General features: G+C 35.5%; 15 protein-coding genes and 1 pseudogene. 14 read left to right on the forward strand and 2 right to left on the reverse strand.

Going from position 1 to position 15,523, the window contains the following annotated elements; genetic code table 11:
• The first annotated feature begins 171 nt into the window (after positions 1-171).
• From JNUCC52_RS20015 to JNUCC52_RS20040, 4 genes and pseudogenes are all read left to right on the forward strand, one after another.
• A complete protein-coding gene (locus JNUCC52_RS20015; protein WP_337980639.1) occupies positions 172-2,436 on the forward strand; it encodes a hypothetical protein in 2,265 nt (754 codons plus the stop codon).
• Positions 2,437-3,008: 572 nt separating this feature from the next.
• Positions 3,009-3,217, forward strand: a pseudogene (locus JNUCC52_RS20020) (GNAT family N-acetyltransferase); the annotation flags it as partial.
• A 324-nt stretch (positions 3,218-3,541) separates the two neighbouring features.
• Positions 3,542-4,171 carry a TetR/AcrR family transcriptional regulator gene (locus JNUCC52_RS20025; RefSeq protein WP_337980640.1) on the forward strand — a complete coding sequence of 210 codons (630 nt, stop codon included), beginning with the start codon at positions 3,542-3,544 and terminating at the stop codon, positions 4,169-4,171.
• 1,844 nt (positions 4,172-6,015) lie between these two features.
• Complete coding sequence (locus JNUCC52_RS20040; RefSeq protein ID WP_337980641.1) at positions 6,016-7,518, forward strand: SH3 domain-containing protein; 1,503 nt, start codon at positions 6,016-6,018, stop codon at positions 7,516-7,518.
• A gap of 532 nt (positions 7,519-8,050) precedes the next feature.
• Here JNUCC52_RS20040 and JNUCC52_RS20045 read toward each other — a convergent pair.
• Positions 8,051-8,554, reverse strand: a complete 504-nt coding sequence (locus JNUCC52_RS20045) for an ImmA/IrrE family metallo-endopeptidase (RefSeq protein WP_337980642.1) — start codon at positions 8,552-8,554, stop codon at positions 8,051-8,053.
• Between the two features lie 110 nt (positions 8,555-8,664).
• Complete coding sequence (locus JNUCC52_RS20050; RefSeq protein WP_337980643.1) at positions 8,665-9,063, reverse strand: helix-turn-helix domain-containing protein; 399 nt, start codon at positions 9,061-9,063, stop codon at positions 8,665-8,667.
• 152 nt (positions 9,064-9,215) lie between these two features.
• On the opposite strand from JNUCC52_RS20050, the gene JNUCC52_RS20055 reads away from it, so the two are divergent.
• The 10 genes from JNUCC52_RS20055 (at position 9,216) to JNUCC52_RS20100 (ending at position 15,518) form a co-directional block, all read left to right on the forward strand.
• Entirely contained in the window at positions 9,216-9,464 is a 249-nt protein-coding gene (locus JNUCC52_RS20055; RefSeq protein WP_337980644.1) for a helix-turn-helix domain-containing protein, read from the forward strand.
• A 37-nt stretch (positions 9,465-9,501) separates the two neighbouring features.
• Positions 9,502-10,203 (forward strand): ORF6N domain-containing protein, encoded by a 702-nt coding sequence (locus JNUCC52_RS20060; protein ID WP_337980645.1) that lies wholly within the window; start codon positions 9,502-9,504, stop codon positions 10,201-10,203.
• A 74-nt stretch (positions 10,204-10,277) separates the two neighbouring features.
• Entirely contained in the window at positions 10,278-11,036 is a 759-nt protein-coding gene (locus JNUCC52_RS20065) for a DnaD domain protein (protein ID WP_337980646.1), read from the forward strand.
• Positions 10,948-11,790 (forward strand): DnaA ATPase domain-containing protein, encoded by an 843-nt coding sequence (locus tag JNUCC52_RS20070; RefSeq protein WP_337980647.1) that lies wholly within the window; start codon positions 10,948-10,950, stop codon positions 11,788-11,790. Before JNUCC52_RS20065 ends, JNUCC52_RS20070 begins: the two co-directional genes overlap by 89 nt.
• A gap of 120 nt (positions 11,791-11,910) precedes the next feature.
• Positions 11,911-12,138 (forward strand): hypothetical protein, encoded by a 228-nt coding sequence (locus JNUCC52_RS20075; protein ID WP_337980648.1) that lies wholly within the window; start codon positions 11,911-11,913, stop codon positions 12,136-12,138.
• Positions 12,132-12,545 (forward strand): LuxR C-terminal-related transcriptional regulator, encoded by a 414-nt coding sequence (locus JNUCC52_RS20080; protein ID WP_337980649.1) that lies wholly within the window; start codon positions 12,132-12,134, stop codon positions 12,543-12,545. Before JNUCC52_RS20075 ends, JNUCC52_RS20080 begins: the two co-directional genes overlap by 7 nt.
• 671 nt (positions 12,546-13,216) lie before the next feature.
• Positions 13,217-13,612: an HK97 gp10 family phage protein gene (locus tag JNUCC52_RS20085; RefSeq protein WP_337980650.1), complete on the forward strand. Its 396-nt coding sequence runs from the start codon at positions 13,217-13,219 to the stop codon at positions 13,610-13,612.
• Positions 13,605-14,072, forward strand: coding sequence for a phage tail terminator family protein (locus tag JNUCC52_RS20090; protein ID WP_337980651.1), 468 nt, complete (start codon positions 13,605-13,607; stop codon positions 14,070-14,072). Before JNUCC52_RS20085 ends, JNUCC52_RS20090 begins: the two co-directional genes overlap by 8 nt.
• Entirely contained in the window at positions 14,020-14,223 is a 204-nt protein-coding gene (locus JNUCC52_RS20095) for a hypothetical protein (RefSeq protein WP_228134131.1), read from the forward strand. Before JNUCC52_RS20090 ends, JNUCC52_RS20095 begins: the two co-directional genes overlap by 53 nt.
• Positions 14,223-15,518: a phage tail sheath C-terminal domain-containing protein gene (locus JNUCC52_RS20100; RefSeq protein WP_337980652.1), complete on the forward strand. Its 1,296-nt coding sequence runs from the start codon at positions 14,223-14,225 to the stop codon at positions 15,516-15,518. The genes JNUCC52_RS20095 and JNUCC52_RS20100 overlap by 1 nt, the downstream gene beginning before the upstream one ends.
• Positions 15,519-15,523 lie beyond the last annotated feature (5 nt).

A 15,523-nucleotide genomic window follows, 5' to 3' on the forward strand; every position in this document is an offset into this window, starting at 1 on the left:
TAGATTGCAATAGTGAGAATTGTGCAATTTAGAACTTTAAAAGAACAGACTTTGCTAAATTCAAAGGCAATACGGGAACAGGAACTGAAGTGATAATTACCATCTGATAAACATGGTTTTTCAAAAACATTGGAAGTATGGACTAATATGATTTAAAAGGAGAGAGACAGGATGAAAAAAACGCGAGTGTTATCTCTCGGCAATTTGGTGTTTATGATTCCAGTTATATTGTTGAGTTTTTACTTGTGGAAAGATTACATGAGGTATATTGATGTCTCAACACCAGCTCTGGAAAGTGGTTATATGCTGGAAGAGGGAAAGAAGTTGATTGGTTTTTCAAAAGATGACCAATTTAGTGAACAATACGATGTTTATCTTTTTGATACTAATACGGAAAACACCATTAGTAAGACTACTGTACATACCAATTTCCAAGACGGACTGGGGCCAGCGACTTATCAGCAGGATGGAATCATAGTACCAACCTACGACGACTCATATGGGTTGCAATTAAACTACTTCCACCCAACAGGAGAGGTTGAAGAGTTGGCACAGGGAACGATCGAAATTCCTTCCGCATGGAGTCAAAGCGTTAAATCCTGGCGAGGTAGACTCATTGTAGCATGGGAATCGCCACATTCATTTTTTGTAGCGCAAGTGAAAGATGGAAAGCTGGATAAAGTGAATTTAGCCGAAGAGGGTTTACTTCCCGCCAGACCTGTTCGGATAGATGAAGTGCATGGGAGTTTTGAGAACGACCAGGCAGTTCCAGTTTTTTCGGTAAGTTTAAAGGATGATAGAACTGCATTTGTTAGCGGGATACTAGACAAAAATGGCAATTTATCCGTGCTGCTTCAAAACAAGGATGAAGGAACATTTGCTGCACAGGATCGGGCTGGTGCTCACTTCGCCAACAACTTCGGCTTCAATAATGCTAAGTTGATACGCGAAAATGGGAACTACCCTGAACCAGCATCATTTTATGACGCTAACGAGAATCGTTGGGGAGCTGCGATCCCTACGCCAAAGCCAGTTTATCAAGCTCGTGTATTCTTATTGAATGACGAGGAAGTTCTGATCGCCGGATCTACTGTAGAAGATGAATTAAAAGGAACTGTTATTGGATTTGTATTCAATGAAAAATCCGGTGAATTTCAAGATGCCACTGGTCTTCTAGATCAGTTACCTTACGAGAATTTGAAAAAAAACGAGACGGAGTTTTACAAGCAATTGGATAGTGATATCCTTTACTATCGCGGTGGAGATCTTGCATCAGGCTATGTCAATATGGAAAACCAAGAGGCTAAGGTACTTTCAAGTGATCAGATCGAAGGATGGATGCTCAAAGAAGATGAAAACAAGGTCTCAATTCAAAGCTTCTGGAATTATTTAAAACAAGGCGGAGCGATCGTTATTAACTGGGGTATTTGGGTCTTTCTCGTTTTATTCTTATTCATCGGCCTCGCGTTCGCCCCTCGCATGTTGGCGAGATCAAGCATGAAAAAAGTGAGAGATGGTCAGCATATTAAGGGCAAGATTATTAATATGGAAGAAACAGGTTTATATGTGAATGAACGTCCGCAGGTCCGGTTTATCGTTCAGTTTGAGGATGAAGGACAAATGAAAGAGGTTGAAATCAAGCAGGTCATCACCTATCTAAACCCTATTCACATCGGCGATCCGGTAATGATCAGTTACAACAGAAAGAAACACAAGGCTGTGTTCATCACAGAAGAGGATCATAAACAAATGGAACAGGACGCTAAACCGGTATATATTAATGATGCGGTCCTCACCCGTATCGAACGTTATGGAAATGTAAATCGGGGACAAGCCCTTCTGCTTCGCTTTACAGCCGAAGGACGCGATTATACAATACCTGTCGTCCAGCCTTTCGGATTTGAATATCGCACTGGTGAACAAGCTAACCTTATTCTGATTCAGGGAATGTCGAGAATATTATGGTACGGTAATGGAAGAACAGTTAAGGCATCGGATCAACTCTCTCTAAAGGGTGAAGTGATCCATGTGCAGAAAATGCCGATCATTATTGAACATAAACAGCTTATGCTTATGGAAGTCATGATTACTAGCGGGGCGAATAGAATCCTTAAAGTCAATAGTATTTTTGCGCCAGAAAAGCTATCTGTAAATGTGGGAACAGTCATTCCAGTCAACATGGAAATAGACGATTTACAGAAGGAGGCCCGATTACTTCGAGGTAAACAAGGGGCTGCTAAAGTGCTCTCCGTTCATTTTGATGGAACAAAGGGAGAACGACCATTAGCCAATATTATCGTAGAAAAAGAAGGGGTTTCCTACCATATCAAGCAGACAATTGAACCTGTATTTGGTGTAGTTGTTGGAGATGAGTTGTGGATTGCTTACGATGAAGGTACGAGAGAAGCCATAATTATTAATTATTCTATAAGGTAACTTGAAAACTAGAGTTATAATGGAGTCATAAAAGCCTGTCGCTTCGGCAGGCTTTTCGATTTGTTTGAGTTTCAAAGCTATTGTTGCTTGTATGAACTTCATAAAACTTTTCATTGAGTCGATTCGTGTTTAAATGAAATGGTATGGGTTGATACGATATAACATCAATATTGTAAGAATGGCTGTTTTGATATTCTACAAGTATTCATCTCAAATCCTGCTTTCGATACTTAAATAGAGTTGTTTGTATTTTATCATCTGTTAAATGTTGAAATGTGAAGGGTATTCTCTGTTACATACTGTCGAATTTTTGATAGTCTGGTTATAAAGATTAGCTAGCTACTACATATGGAATTATATTTGAAGTTCGTCAATACCTGAACGATGGGAATCTATGAAAGATGATTGCGCCTAAAAGAAATAATAAAGGTGATTTTAATACTTCGATCACAAAAGATATTGTTCCATATAATAAGCTGAACATTGAAGGCAAGTTACATTCGTGATTTCATCAAATGATTTCAATAATCTATAAAATGAAAAAGCTGATTTGTGAAGAATATCAGGACTAAGACACTGTAGAGATTGGTTATGGTTTTTCTAATGAAGTAGCTGGAAAAGGTTTGGCAACAGAAGCGGTTAGTACTTTGGTTAATAAATTATTTAGTGAATTAATGTACATCGTATACAAGCCAATCTTGATGCACGGAATACAGCTTCACAAAAATTGTGTGAACGAATAGGTATGTTTGTATATGGAATGTTATCCTCCGATTTGTAGTAATAGAATTACATCATCTCACCTTTACTTTTAAAAAAGCTTCATAAGCTTTACAGTTATTTCATTCACGGGCGCTTTCTTTGAATTAGAAAAGGCCCTTTTTTCTTTTAAAGTGCGCAATTCATGAAGATGAATTGTGCCTTTTTCAGTAATAGGGCCAGATTGCAGACGAAAGGAAGTCATTATTTATATATAATGGGTTTCTGGTTTTAAAGAATTACACATTAACTAAAGTGAAAGTTTTGTGGTAAAGGGATTCAAAAAATATTAAGAGAATCTACAGCATTTTTTGATTTTTTTGTACGAGTGTACTAAAATAAAAACATGAGTAAAAAAAATAAACTAACTAACCAAAAAGAATTATCATTTATTGAAAAAGCCCGTAGAACTCAAATTGTTGAATATGCAATAGAAACAATCGCAGAACTTGGTTATTCTCAAGCCTCTTTAGGTCAAATTGCAAAACGTGCAAAAATCAGTAAGGGGGTTATTTCATATCACTTTGCAAATAAAGAGGAATTATTGGAGCAAATAGCTATTGAATATTATATGGCTTGGCAAGCCTATACTGTTCCCCTTATAGAAGCTCAAAAATCGCCTAAAGAAATGCTTCGAGTTTATATTGAAACCAATCTTAAATTCATATATGAAAATCAACAACATGTTTTCGCTATTATAGAAATAGGTTCGAATTTGAGAACTGCTGACGGGAAACTTCGGTTTGCAAAAGAGCATGATGAAACTGTATTACTTCCAATTGAAAATATTCTCACACTCGGAATGCAAGAAGGAATTTTCCGAGAATTCACCAAACTATCGGCAAGGGTTATGGCATTAACAATAAGAAATGCTATTGACGGATTTACCATTGAATTAATGAGAAATTCCCAGTTTGATGTGCAGGAATATACTAACGAACTGGTTGCAAACTTTGAGAGATCAACTAAAAAGTAATGTGTCAGCAGGAGGAGAACTATGTTTTTCTATGAGATAGTTTGTAGTAGTTGTAGACAAAAATTCAGAGTGTATGAGGATTCACTAAGATATAGATTATTCAAGGAAAGAACGAATAAGATTTTCCGTTGCGAAGTATGTGAATCTAAAATACGCATGGATGCTATAAAAAACTTCTTTAGATAGTTTTTTTGAGTGTCCTTAATAGATTGAGTAAAATTGCACTCAAAGTAAACGGTGCTTTGTATAGAAAAATGAAGGTACAAATCACTATCTCGATTCTCAACAATCGGGCGCGATTCTGTAACAAGAATCAGCGTTCGTTTTTATTAAAGGGCCATATAATGGAACACCACTTTTATAAGATTTGGATATTTATGTTAACATATAGGGCAGATTGTGAAGAATTACACTTTAACTAATGGTGCAGGTTAGTACAATAAGGAAAAAAATACATATATAAATTAAGGGAATATATTGTTAAAATTTGAGAAGTCAAAAATTCGAAAGATGTGCTTCATTATAATTTTTCTTAACGGAGGATTGAAGTGTGAATAAGAATTTAAGGTGAAATATTACATAATGGGAGTTTGGAGGTATTTTATAGAATCACTCATTTATGCTTTGTTTGGATTTGTATTGGTTCGATACTTAATATACTGCTTAAGACGATTGAAAAACGAGATTGTCTTATCACATTCTTTGTAAAGTAATGAACAAACGAAAACAATTTTAAATAGTAATTTTTAAAAATTGATGAAGAAACATCCGAGTGAAACAGCAATGAAAATTATGGCAAATACTAAACTATTCCAAAGGCCTAGCATAATAAAAGGAGAAGTACTTTTATCTCCGTCTTTCTTGAGAACTGTGAATGTTCGCCAGGTTATTATTATCTGCCAAATACCTATTAATAAAAAAATGAATCCAAATAAATATCCCACATAATTACCTCCTTTATACAAAAATATCACTTTTGTAAATAATTGTCAATAAGATATAAATATAATGAAAAAATGCTTTATATTGTAAGTTGTGAATTAAGTTTAGGTTTAGCAATAATAGTAGCACCACTATTAAATTTATCCACTGCAACTTTTTTTGATGAAGACTAACAGATGTTTATTAAGCTAACGGGTACTTTATCTTCAATAAGGTATTGAACAATTGGGTGCAGTACCTTATGTAATAAGAATCAGCGCTCGTTTTCATTAAAGGGCCATTTTGTGGAATAACATTCTTGGAAAAGGTAATCAATTGACGCTACGTTTACTTAAAAGAAAAGGCACTAAATAAACCGATGCTCTGAGTTAAAAAGGATAACCGATTTTATGCTTCATATATTATATACCCCACGATGGTTTTGTAGAATGGGAACACCCCTGGATGCTGCTTGCAAGTTTTTAAGGGAATACCAAATTAGTGCATCATCAAACTTAGCATCCTCCGAATCATGGCGGGACATAATCGCTATGACGATGGGTTCTTTGTTTGGTGTCCAAACAATTTTCCGTAAAATCCGGCTCCACTCTTAACACCGACCTTCCAACCTTCAGGTGCTCCCTTACGAATGAGCATATCTCCTGTAGTATTGTCTAGTTATTCCACAGGGCGATTATTAAGTTTATCAGTCTAATTCCTCGGTAAAAGTGCGGGGTATTAGACTTTTTTTATCTCTAAAAATAATTTTCTTATTGAAGAAGGCATCCCATCAATCATGTTAAGTAAAAGAAACATTGACTATTAACCTTTCTCAAATATTGGGATTATGATACCATATATTTGAATCTTTTAACTTTAAAAAATAGGAAAGGAAGTGTAATAATCCTCACATGAAGAAGATATTGAAACCATTGATTAGTGTTATTGCCATTGGTGCCTTCTCTCTATCAATAAACATAGATAAAAATGTATTAGCTAATAATCTTGCAAATACATGTAAGTATGATGCGGCATCGAAAGTAAACCCTGATTACTCCACAATGAACTGTTTGTTAACCGAAACTGCACTGAGTTATGATGTTCCTCCTGAAATTGTGAAGGCGATAGCGGAAGGTGAAAGTGGAAATTGGCGTCATTTTGATAAGAATGGTGAAGTGATTGTGACAGCTGATAATGGAATTGGCATTATGCAAATTACAAATCAAGCAGGCTACAATCAAGATAGACTAAAAAACGATATTGTCTATAATATTCAAGCTGGTGTAGCGACGCTAGATGCTATGTTTAAGCGAAAGGATTTACCTCGCATCAACGGTGGGGAAAGAGATGTCCTGGAACATTGGTACTTCGCTATCATGGCGTATAACGGTACTAAGCCAGTAAATAGTCCAATTGTGCAAGCAACTGGTGAAAGAAATACCAATGCCTATCAAGAAAGAATTCTTGGAATTATTAATAAAATGGAATTAATAGACTTAACAGAGCTGCCTTTTTCACGTGAACATTTTCAATATGACTCTAACAGCAAAGAGAATATGAAATTTTCAACGATGAACTATGATTTTGATTTACCATTGACAAAATCTAAGTATTATTTTAAATCAAATCAAAAAGTTAGTGCAAAAACGAATGTAACATTTAGGACAAGACCTACTACGGATAGTCCTTCTTTGGGTACTTTACGTGAAGGTGAAATTGTTACCATTACGGGTCCTTTTGAATATGAAAAAGTATCAACGAAGAAAAACCATTTTGTTTGGTATCCTGTGAAAAGAAGTGATGGGACAGAGGGGTATGTAGCATCAAGTTATTTAAACTACTCAGCTTCTACACCAACGCCAACACCTCCAGTAACACCGCCAACAACGGGAAACGTTGATGTATCAAAGTTTGCTGATTACAATGCCAACCAATACTGGGCTGAGGATTTTAAGTGGGCAGTCAACATCGGTATTATCAGTGGATACCCGAACGTGAAAAACCCATCAACAGGTAAGTACGAAAGCTTACTAAAACCGTACACGAACTTAACGGAAAACCAAATGTTATCGATCCTATTACGTTACTTCAAACCAACAGAACTAGCTTTAACGGTAGCTAAAACTTCATGGTACGGAGACGTAAATTACCAACTGGCTACAAAATACGCTCTACCAGTTCTAGGTGCAAACACTGCTTCTAAACAAGCCATTGCAGGTAAGGATATTACACGGGGTAACTTTGCTCGTATCTTAGCTTCAATGCATTATGGTAAGACTATATCTCAGTCAGAAGCTATTAAATTTCTTCGTGATAATGGTTTAACAACTACTAAAACAAATGAAGAGTTTAAACCAGATGATTCTTTAGCAAGAGCGCACACAGTGGCATTCTTCCACCGTTACGAACAAATATTCAATAACTAAATAGCTAGTTTCAACTGCAAAGGTGACTATAAAAGTCATCTTTCTTTTTCTATATTTAATAAATCCTTTCTTGACACTCCTTGAGCCTTTCATCACTAAATTCATTGACACAGATTACCTGATTGGATTTACAAAGTCCTTTTCTGAAGCTACTGGAGTGATTTAGAAAGCATAATAAAAGGACTTGTGTGTAATTTTAAGCACAAGCCCACAGATTGTTGTATGATTTATTTCAATGTTTATCCTCAGAGGTTCTTCAACCCGAAATAGGTGCTGAGAGTAGTTTTACTATCTTCATATTAGGATGTTCACTAGCCTGAATGAATAAAGTTGCTGAAGTAGATCGTAAATCATGGAAACGTATCCGAGATAAATCAAGATTCCTTTCCATAAAGCAATCCCACCATGGACTTATTAAATCGGGGCAATAAGGTTTCCTAATTTTTAAAAAAAGAAAAATATATTCATCTCATTCTCAAGCTCTACTCCAGCATCATCTACAATTAGTTTAAAATTTTTTCAATTCATCTTCTTAACGTACCTCACAATAATGACTCCCTTCGGTAAGTTTATGACCATCAAAATAATGATTATTAAGATAGTGATATAATCTTTTCTTCGCAAAATCGTAATCTACATTAAAGAACGCTTGAATTGTAATAATTGCTTTTTCCTCATTTACAGGTAGTTTAAGCTTATTTAGCATAAAAGTGGGTACACAGGCTTGGAGAGCAAAACTATTTGCTTTCCATTCTTGATACTCTCTAAAAAGTGGAATAGATTTTGCTTGATTACCAGAGTGTACCATGGCATGACACAATTCATGTCCGAAATCCTGCCACTGCCTTTGTTCAGACAATCTAGAATCAATAAAAATTACATTTCCTGTATTGGTAGAATCGTAAGGTAAAAAGTATAGTGTAAAACCAAGGCGTGAGGCGATTAATCCTGGATTTAGTTGTTTAGGTGTTGTTACATCAATACTTGTATATAATTCACGAATATAATCTTCTAGATGAGTATAAATAAAATTCATAATATCCCTCTTTTATCAAACGTATGTTCTGTTTATGGTAACAAAAAAATTCACCAAAGAAAAGGCGAATTTTTATAATGTTTGGAAATGTTACAAATTATTGTGTTTTTTTACTTTTTGTTTTCTTGTTGACGTTTCAAAACTTCATAGAAAACTTCAAAATGTTCTAGCGCATCTAATAAATTTTCTGGCTGGTTTTTAAAAAATAAATCTTCTCTAGTTAAAAAGAAATCAATTACCTCTTTTTGATATGAACTTAGATTGTTGTATTCATTATCAGAGATGCCAGCTTGGGTATGTAAAGCTCCTTTATTATCTGTTCTTCCTAAAAGATAATCTATAGACACATTGTAGTAGTCCGCAATTTTTTCTAAAATTTCATAATCGGGATTTCTCTTACCTTGTTCATAAGCAGTATAAGCTGGTCTAGTAATGCCTAGAATGTCTGCTATATCTTGTTGTGTTTTGTTATTTGATTTTCGTAGATATTTCAAGCGTACACCTAGCATAATTTCACCTCGCGTTTCTAAATATAATTATATGTAACAATTTGTTACTAATCCAATGAAAAATAAAAATGTAACGAAATGATACAATTAATGTTGACTAAGTAACGAAGTGATACTATATTATAATTAAGCTATTGAAAGGTGGTCAATAATTGGAAAATCGAACTTGGTTAAAGACAAGACGTTTAGAAAATAAACTGACTCATGATGAGGTCGCTAAAGCATCTGGAATTAAACGAGCATATTATACCATGATTGAACAAGGTAAACGCAGGCCTTCTGTAAATGTTGCTAAATCTATTGCGGTAGTACTAGATTTTGATTGGGTTCTTTTTTTTGATGACGAAAGTAACGATTCGTTACAAAATAACTGTATAAAATGTATTTATGTAGCGATATGATACAACATACATTTTTTATTAGGGAGGTTATATGGACATGAAATTATTACAAATTATCTTATATAAAAATCGTCGCGTACTAACGACAGCACAAATTGCCGAACGTTATGGAACAAACAGTGACCATATTTCTAAGAACTTTTCACAAAATAAAGATCGATTTAAGGAATATAAACACTATATCAAATTAGAGGGTGAGGAATTATTGTATTTCCGAAAAGCGCAGCAACAATTACAAATTTCCAGTATAGCTAGAGTGTTATACCTATGGACTGAAAAAGGAGCGTGGCTTCATGCAAAATTTCTTAATACAGAGGAAGCTTGGGACGCCTACGAAATTTTAGTAGACGAATACTACATGGTTAATGAAGATGTAGTTCCGTTAACTAAAAATCAAGCACTTGTGACCGTCCTTCGTACAACAGCTGATTTAGTAGAAAATACTCAAGCAATTAAACAAGAACAGTATGAAATAAGAAAGGAACTTTCAATGATTAACGAAAAAGTGGATGAACAAATAACATTAACTTCTGGTGAACAACGCGCTGTACAAAAAGAAGTTGCCATAAAAGTTTATGAGATTGAAGTTAATACAACAATCCAATCGAAATTATTTCGAGAATTGCATCGTGAAATTAAGAATCGTTTTGCGGTAGCTAGTTATAAAGATATTCGTAGGCAAGATTTGCAAAGTGTACTTAATTACATTCGGTCTTGGGTTCCTCTAAAAATATCTTAGCTGTCGTTTGTGAGATGAACATGGACATTAGAAAACGACAAGTATTGATTGTTATTCTGGAGGAGGGAAGAGGCATGCGCGAAACACACAACCGAGGATTTAAGGGTGTTTGGATACCGAAAGAGATTTGGCTAGCCAACGACTTGGGCTGGTCAGAAAAATTCCTTCTTGTAGAAATCGAGAGCTTAGACGGTGAACAAGGGTGTTGGGCATCGAACGAATATTTAGCAACATTCTTTAGTCTTAGTAAAGGGCGAATATCAAAGTTAATTTCAAGTCTAAAAGATAAGGGCTATGTGACAGTTGACCTAATCTATAAACCTGGCACAAAAGTAATTGACCGACGTATTATCAAAACGACTAGAGGGTATGGTTGGAAACGACTAGGGGGTATGGTCGAAAGTGTTGATACCCTTATAGATATAAACAGTCAGGAGAATAATACAGTTTTTAATAATACATTGAATAATAAAAGAAACAATTGCAGTCAGTCGTCTAGTTTCCACTTTAATCCAAATTTTAATTTTATTAAAAAACTATTCGAAAGCAATGTTCGTATCGCAACATTAGCGGATTGCAACAATATTAATGAAGCACTAAAGTTTTATGACCCATTACTAATTCAAGAAGCAATATACGCTGGTACTCATAGTGCACAAAGCTTTAAGTACATTCTTTCAATTTTAGATAACTGGCGTAAAGAGCTTGGTGTAAAAACATATGCAGATTGGCAGGTGAAAATAGATGCAAAAATCGGGCGACAGAATGGCAGCAGTAATGGAGGAGCTACAAGCACGAAGCCAACTGTATTCGGAAACTACTGTAGCGATTGAAGAACCCAACTACAACTGTCCAAAGTGTAAAGATACTGGCAGTTACTTAATCCGTAAAAAGAATGGTTACTATATTCTAGGTGTGGAAGTTGAGCAAGATTATTATGTCGTCTGTGAATGCAGCAGGATACTCAAGATTAACAAACTTATTAAATCTAGCGCAATTACAAAAGCGTTTCAGAAAATGAGCCTTAAAAACTTCTCGACGGATAATGTTCATCCCAAAGTAGTTGAAATGAAAAGTAAGGCAAAACAGTATTACGCAGCCTTTGAAGAAATTAGAGGTTTCAGACAGAACAGCATCATGCTGATCGGACAACCTGGTTGTGGCAAGACACATTTATTAACCGCCATATCTAATTACCTGATGCATACAAAGCAAGTACCTGTTCTGTACTTTCCATACAAAGATGGTTTAAACAATATCGCAGTTAACAACTTTGAACGTAAAAACGAAATTATGGATCGGATGAAAGAAGTGGATGTACTGTTTATTGACGATTTATTTAAGCCAATTGGTGGGAAAGTTAATGTCAAGTCGTGGCAAACGGAAATCATCTTCGAAGTGGTCAACTCTCGCTATTTGAGCAACAAACCTTTATTAATATCTAGCGAATTGTCTCTTGATGACATGCTTTATATCGATGAAGCGTTAACTAGTCGACTGTTTGAAATGTCTCAAGATTTCATAGTTACTATTGAAAAAGACAAGAAAGCGAACTATCGATTGCGCAAGATATTTGAAAAAAGATAGAGAGACGCACATCCCCAAAATGAGGGGAAATGGATGACGAAAAGACAGAGATATGGATATGAAACATTTAGGAACTGAGTATTAACAGTTAGTTATTAATGGGATATAGGAGGTAGCAGCTTGAATCCAATATTTTTAGGTTTTGGAGTAAAACCTTACGCAGTCATCATATGGCGCAATGGGGATGAGAATAAGTCGAAAACAATTTGCTTTGACGAGCGTGAATTACAAGTAGCATTAGCAATGCATGTTAATCCCAATGGCTTCTATCATCGATATGAGCCAAAAATTTACTACTCTGCACAAAGAGAGAATAAGATTGCACTTAGGAGGGAAAATCTATGTTAAAAGAGAGAGTATTAGTTCTTACACCAGATGTTTTAGATTCAATGATTACAGACTACCACTGGATGGTTAACGCCATCAAAGAAATGCGAGCTGAAATGGTGATAGGGGCAAAGACAGCACAATATGGTATTGAGGCTTCATTACCAAAGGCGGCAGGCGGGATAGGTGACCCAATTATGCAAGAGGCTATTAGACGTTCGAAAAATAATAAACGTGTTGCAGATTACGAGAAAAAGATATTGGCGGTTCAGAAACTTCTAGAAAAGGTTACAGGCGAAAGGGAGGTGCAAGTCTTAAACTGGATGTTAGATGGAAAATCGAAGCGTTGGATAGCAAAGAAAATGGAAGTGAGTCACACACAAATACAAAATATTAAAGAAAATATATTAATCAAAATGTTAGCTTAAATAGGATCCCTGATATATTGAGGAATTCTCAGACTGTAGACAAACTCGAAGTTTTTTTCCAATTTGTCTACAGTCTTTTTTTATTTAAAATTAATTTAGATGATGACTACTGTCGTTGATTCCTGCTACGGACGGTCGCAATCGGCGAGCACATCGTACCCTCGCTAACGCGCGGTCTGTTGCATCTTACGTTCTGTGATGTTCCCACAGGTTACGATTGCTAGCAGTCTACTATACCTAAATTAGTCTATTAAGGCAGAAATATTCCATACTTGCCAGAGTTGCCATACTTTAAACATTATGTGAGTTAGAAATAATAATGTAAACTAGGATACAGGCAGGTTGGTTAGGTAAGGTTTGAAAATAGGGAGAGACAACAAATAATCACTTCCAAAGTTAATGCGAACAACCTAATTCAAATCATAATAATATTTTAATTAATCGGTCGTAGGTAATCTACGACTTTTTATTATGTCTTATTTCGTCTTTTTCAAACTTGTAGACGTTAAAGAATAAGTTTTCAACCCATGCCATTAAACTATATTTGGGAAGGGAGGGGTAGATCTATCAAAAGAAAGTTGATTGATTAGGATGAGGAGGTGCTATCTGATAAAGAATGAGTTCTCTATGTATCGAACGAAGACGTGGTTTTGAAGGAAGGTGTTTGCTTAATGGCATTTGAATTTAAGGAAGTAAAGCAATTAGCAGAAAACTTAAAGGAACTCACTATTACAACTGGGAAGATACACAAAAAAGTGGCTGAGAGAGTTGCCAAAATAGCCATTAAGAAAGTGAAAATGCTCACACCTGTAGATAATAAAGCGTTTCGTGATAATTGGAAATACCATATTGTTAAAGAGGGTAATAATTTTATAATTATTATTTATAATCAGTTAGAAAATCCGCTTTTTGTTGAGAAAAGGCATAATGTAATTACAGGACGAACAGTAGGTTTTGTAAATGGACAATTTATACTTAAACTCACGGAACAAGAAATGGAACATCTTATACCTCAAATGTGGGAACACGAAATCGAGAAGGAATGGAGGCGTAAAATGGGTGGTTAATGTAACAGATAGTATTAAAACGCTAGCAATCATGCAATTACGATCTTTGTATCCTGATAACAATCAATATCAAATCTATAATAAACTAGTGAAGCAAGGCATAACAGTACCTGCTTTTTTAGTCCGAATCATTAACGTGCATCAAGAGCGAGGTATGAAGAATCAAGCTATTCGCACCTATTCATTTAGCATTGTCTATTTCCCATCTACAGATAATATAGACGATGAATGCTTAAATGTACTGGAAGTTATTCAAAATAACTTTAAATACCTTGCAGATAGGTTCCATGTACATGAAATAGGCGGCGAGATAGTTGACGAAACATTAGTGATTAATTTTCAAGTGAAAGCGAGACTATACGACATTCAAGAAGAAACGAGAATGAAAACATTGGAGGGCGTTGAATTTGACACAAATAATGACAGACAAACAGAAAACAGTGAAGCAGCCAGGGAATAAAAAATTCTCTAAGGCTGCTTTTTTAGATAGTACTCAATCTTCAAAAGAGCGTTTGGAGTATGAAGTTGTGCTACAAGAAGGAGTAACTTATACAAAAATGGAAGCTGACAAGCTAGTAGCAGAGTGGAAGAAGAAAGGAGTGAATGCATAATGGGTGGTATTTGGGAAACACAAAATAAAGTACGTCCGGATGCTTATATTAATTTTGAAACAAATAATTTAAATACAATGGGGCTTGAATCGAATGGTGCTCTCGTCGTGCCTATGACACTAAATTGGGGTGAAGTTGGTAAGTTTATTAAACTCTCTACAACTACACAGTTTAGAAATTTATTCGGTAAATCGCTAGGTGATATTTTACCCCTGCGAGAAGCTTTTAAGGCTACTGGTAATGTGTATTTATATAACCTAAATGGTGTAGGTGAGAAAGCAAAAGCGACAGTTGAGGGATTAACGGCTTCTGCGAAGTTCGGTGGAACGGATGGAAATAAGATTCACATTCTGACAACGACAGGATTAGATGGAACTACAACAGTAAAAACCTATTTTGATGCTCTTCAAGTTGACTTGCAGAAGGTGACTGCTTACGAAGATTTAAAATCAAATGATTATGTAGTGTTTGATGGGGCATTACCAACAGGAGATGCTACTTTGACTTTAGCTGGTGGAACAACAGTAGCTGCTACAAACGACTCTATATCAGAGTTCGCATCTGCATTGGATACTTTGAATTTTAAGGTAGTAGCATATGGGACTGATGACAATACAATAAAAGCGCTACTTGCTTTAAAGGCAAAAGAACTGCGAGAACAAGCAGGTAAACGTGTTACATTCGTTACGAATAATTATAATGCTGCAGACCATGAAAGCACAGTATCAATTAAAAACGGAGTCACACTTGATGGTGGGGAAATCTTAAGTGCAAATGAGGCGGTGTACTGGTTCGGTGCAGCATTTGCAGCGGCCACTGTAGGTTCATTAACATATGCAAAATACCCTGGAGCAATAGAAGCGGAAGCGATGGCAAATGATGAAATTATTAAAGCATTACAAGACGGCCATATTGTCTATTCTTTCAGTGATGATGAAGTAGTAGTAGAGCAGGATATTAATTCATTCCATTCATTTACACCGACTAAAAACCAAGATTTCCGTAAAGGAAAAATCGATCGAGGAATGACTATTCTCGAAAATAACACACGCCACATTTTCCGAAAATACTTCATCGGTAAAGTGAACAATAATGAAGATGGAAGAGATTTGTTTAAGAAACAATTAATGAAAACAGTGCTTGATCCATATGTACGGTTAGGTGTTATTAATCCATATCTTCCAGAAGATATTACTGTTGAGCAAGGTGATGAAAAAGATGCCGTATTGGCTGTGATCGGTATCAAGTTTATCGATGCAATGGAAAAATTATATATGCGCGTTGAGTGTAAATAAAAGGG

It is taken from the genome of Lysinibacillus sp. JNUCC-52 (assembly GCF_015999545.1).
GTDB lineage: Bacteria > Bacillota > Bacilli > Bacillales_A > Planococcaceae > Lysinibacillus.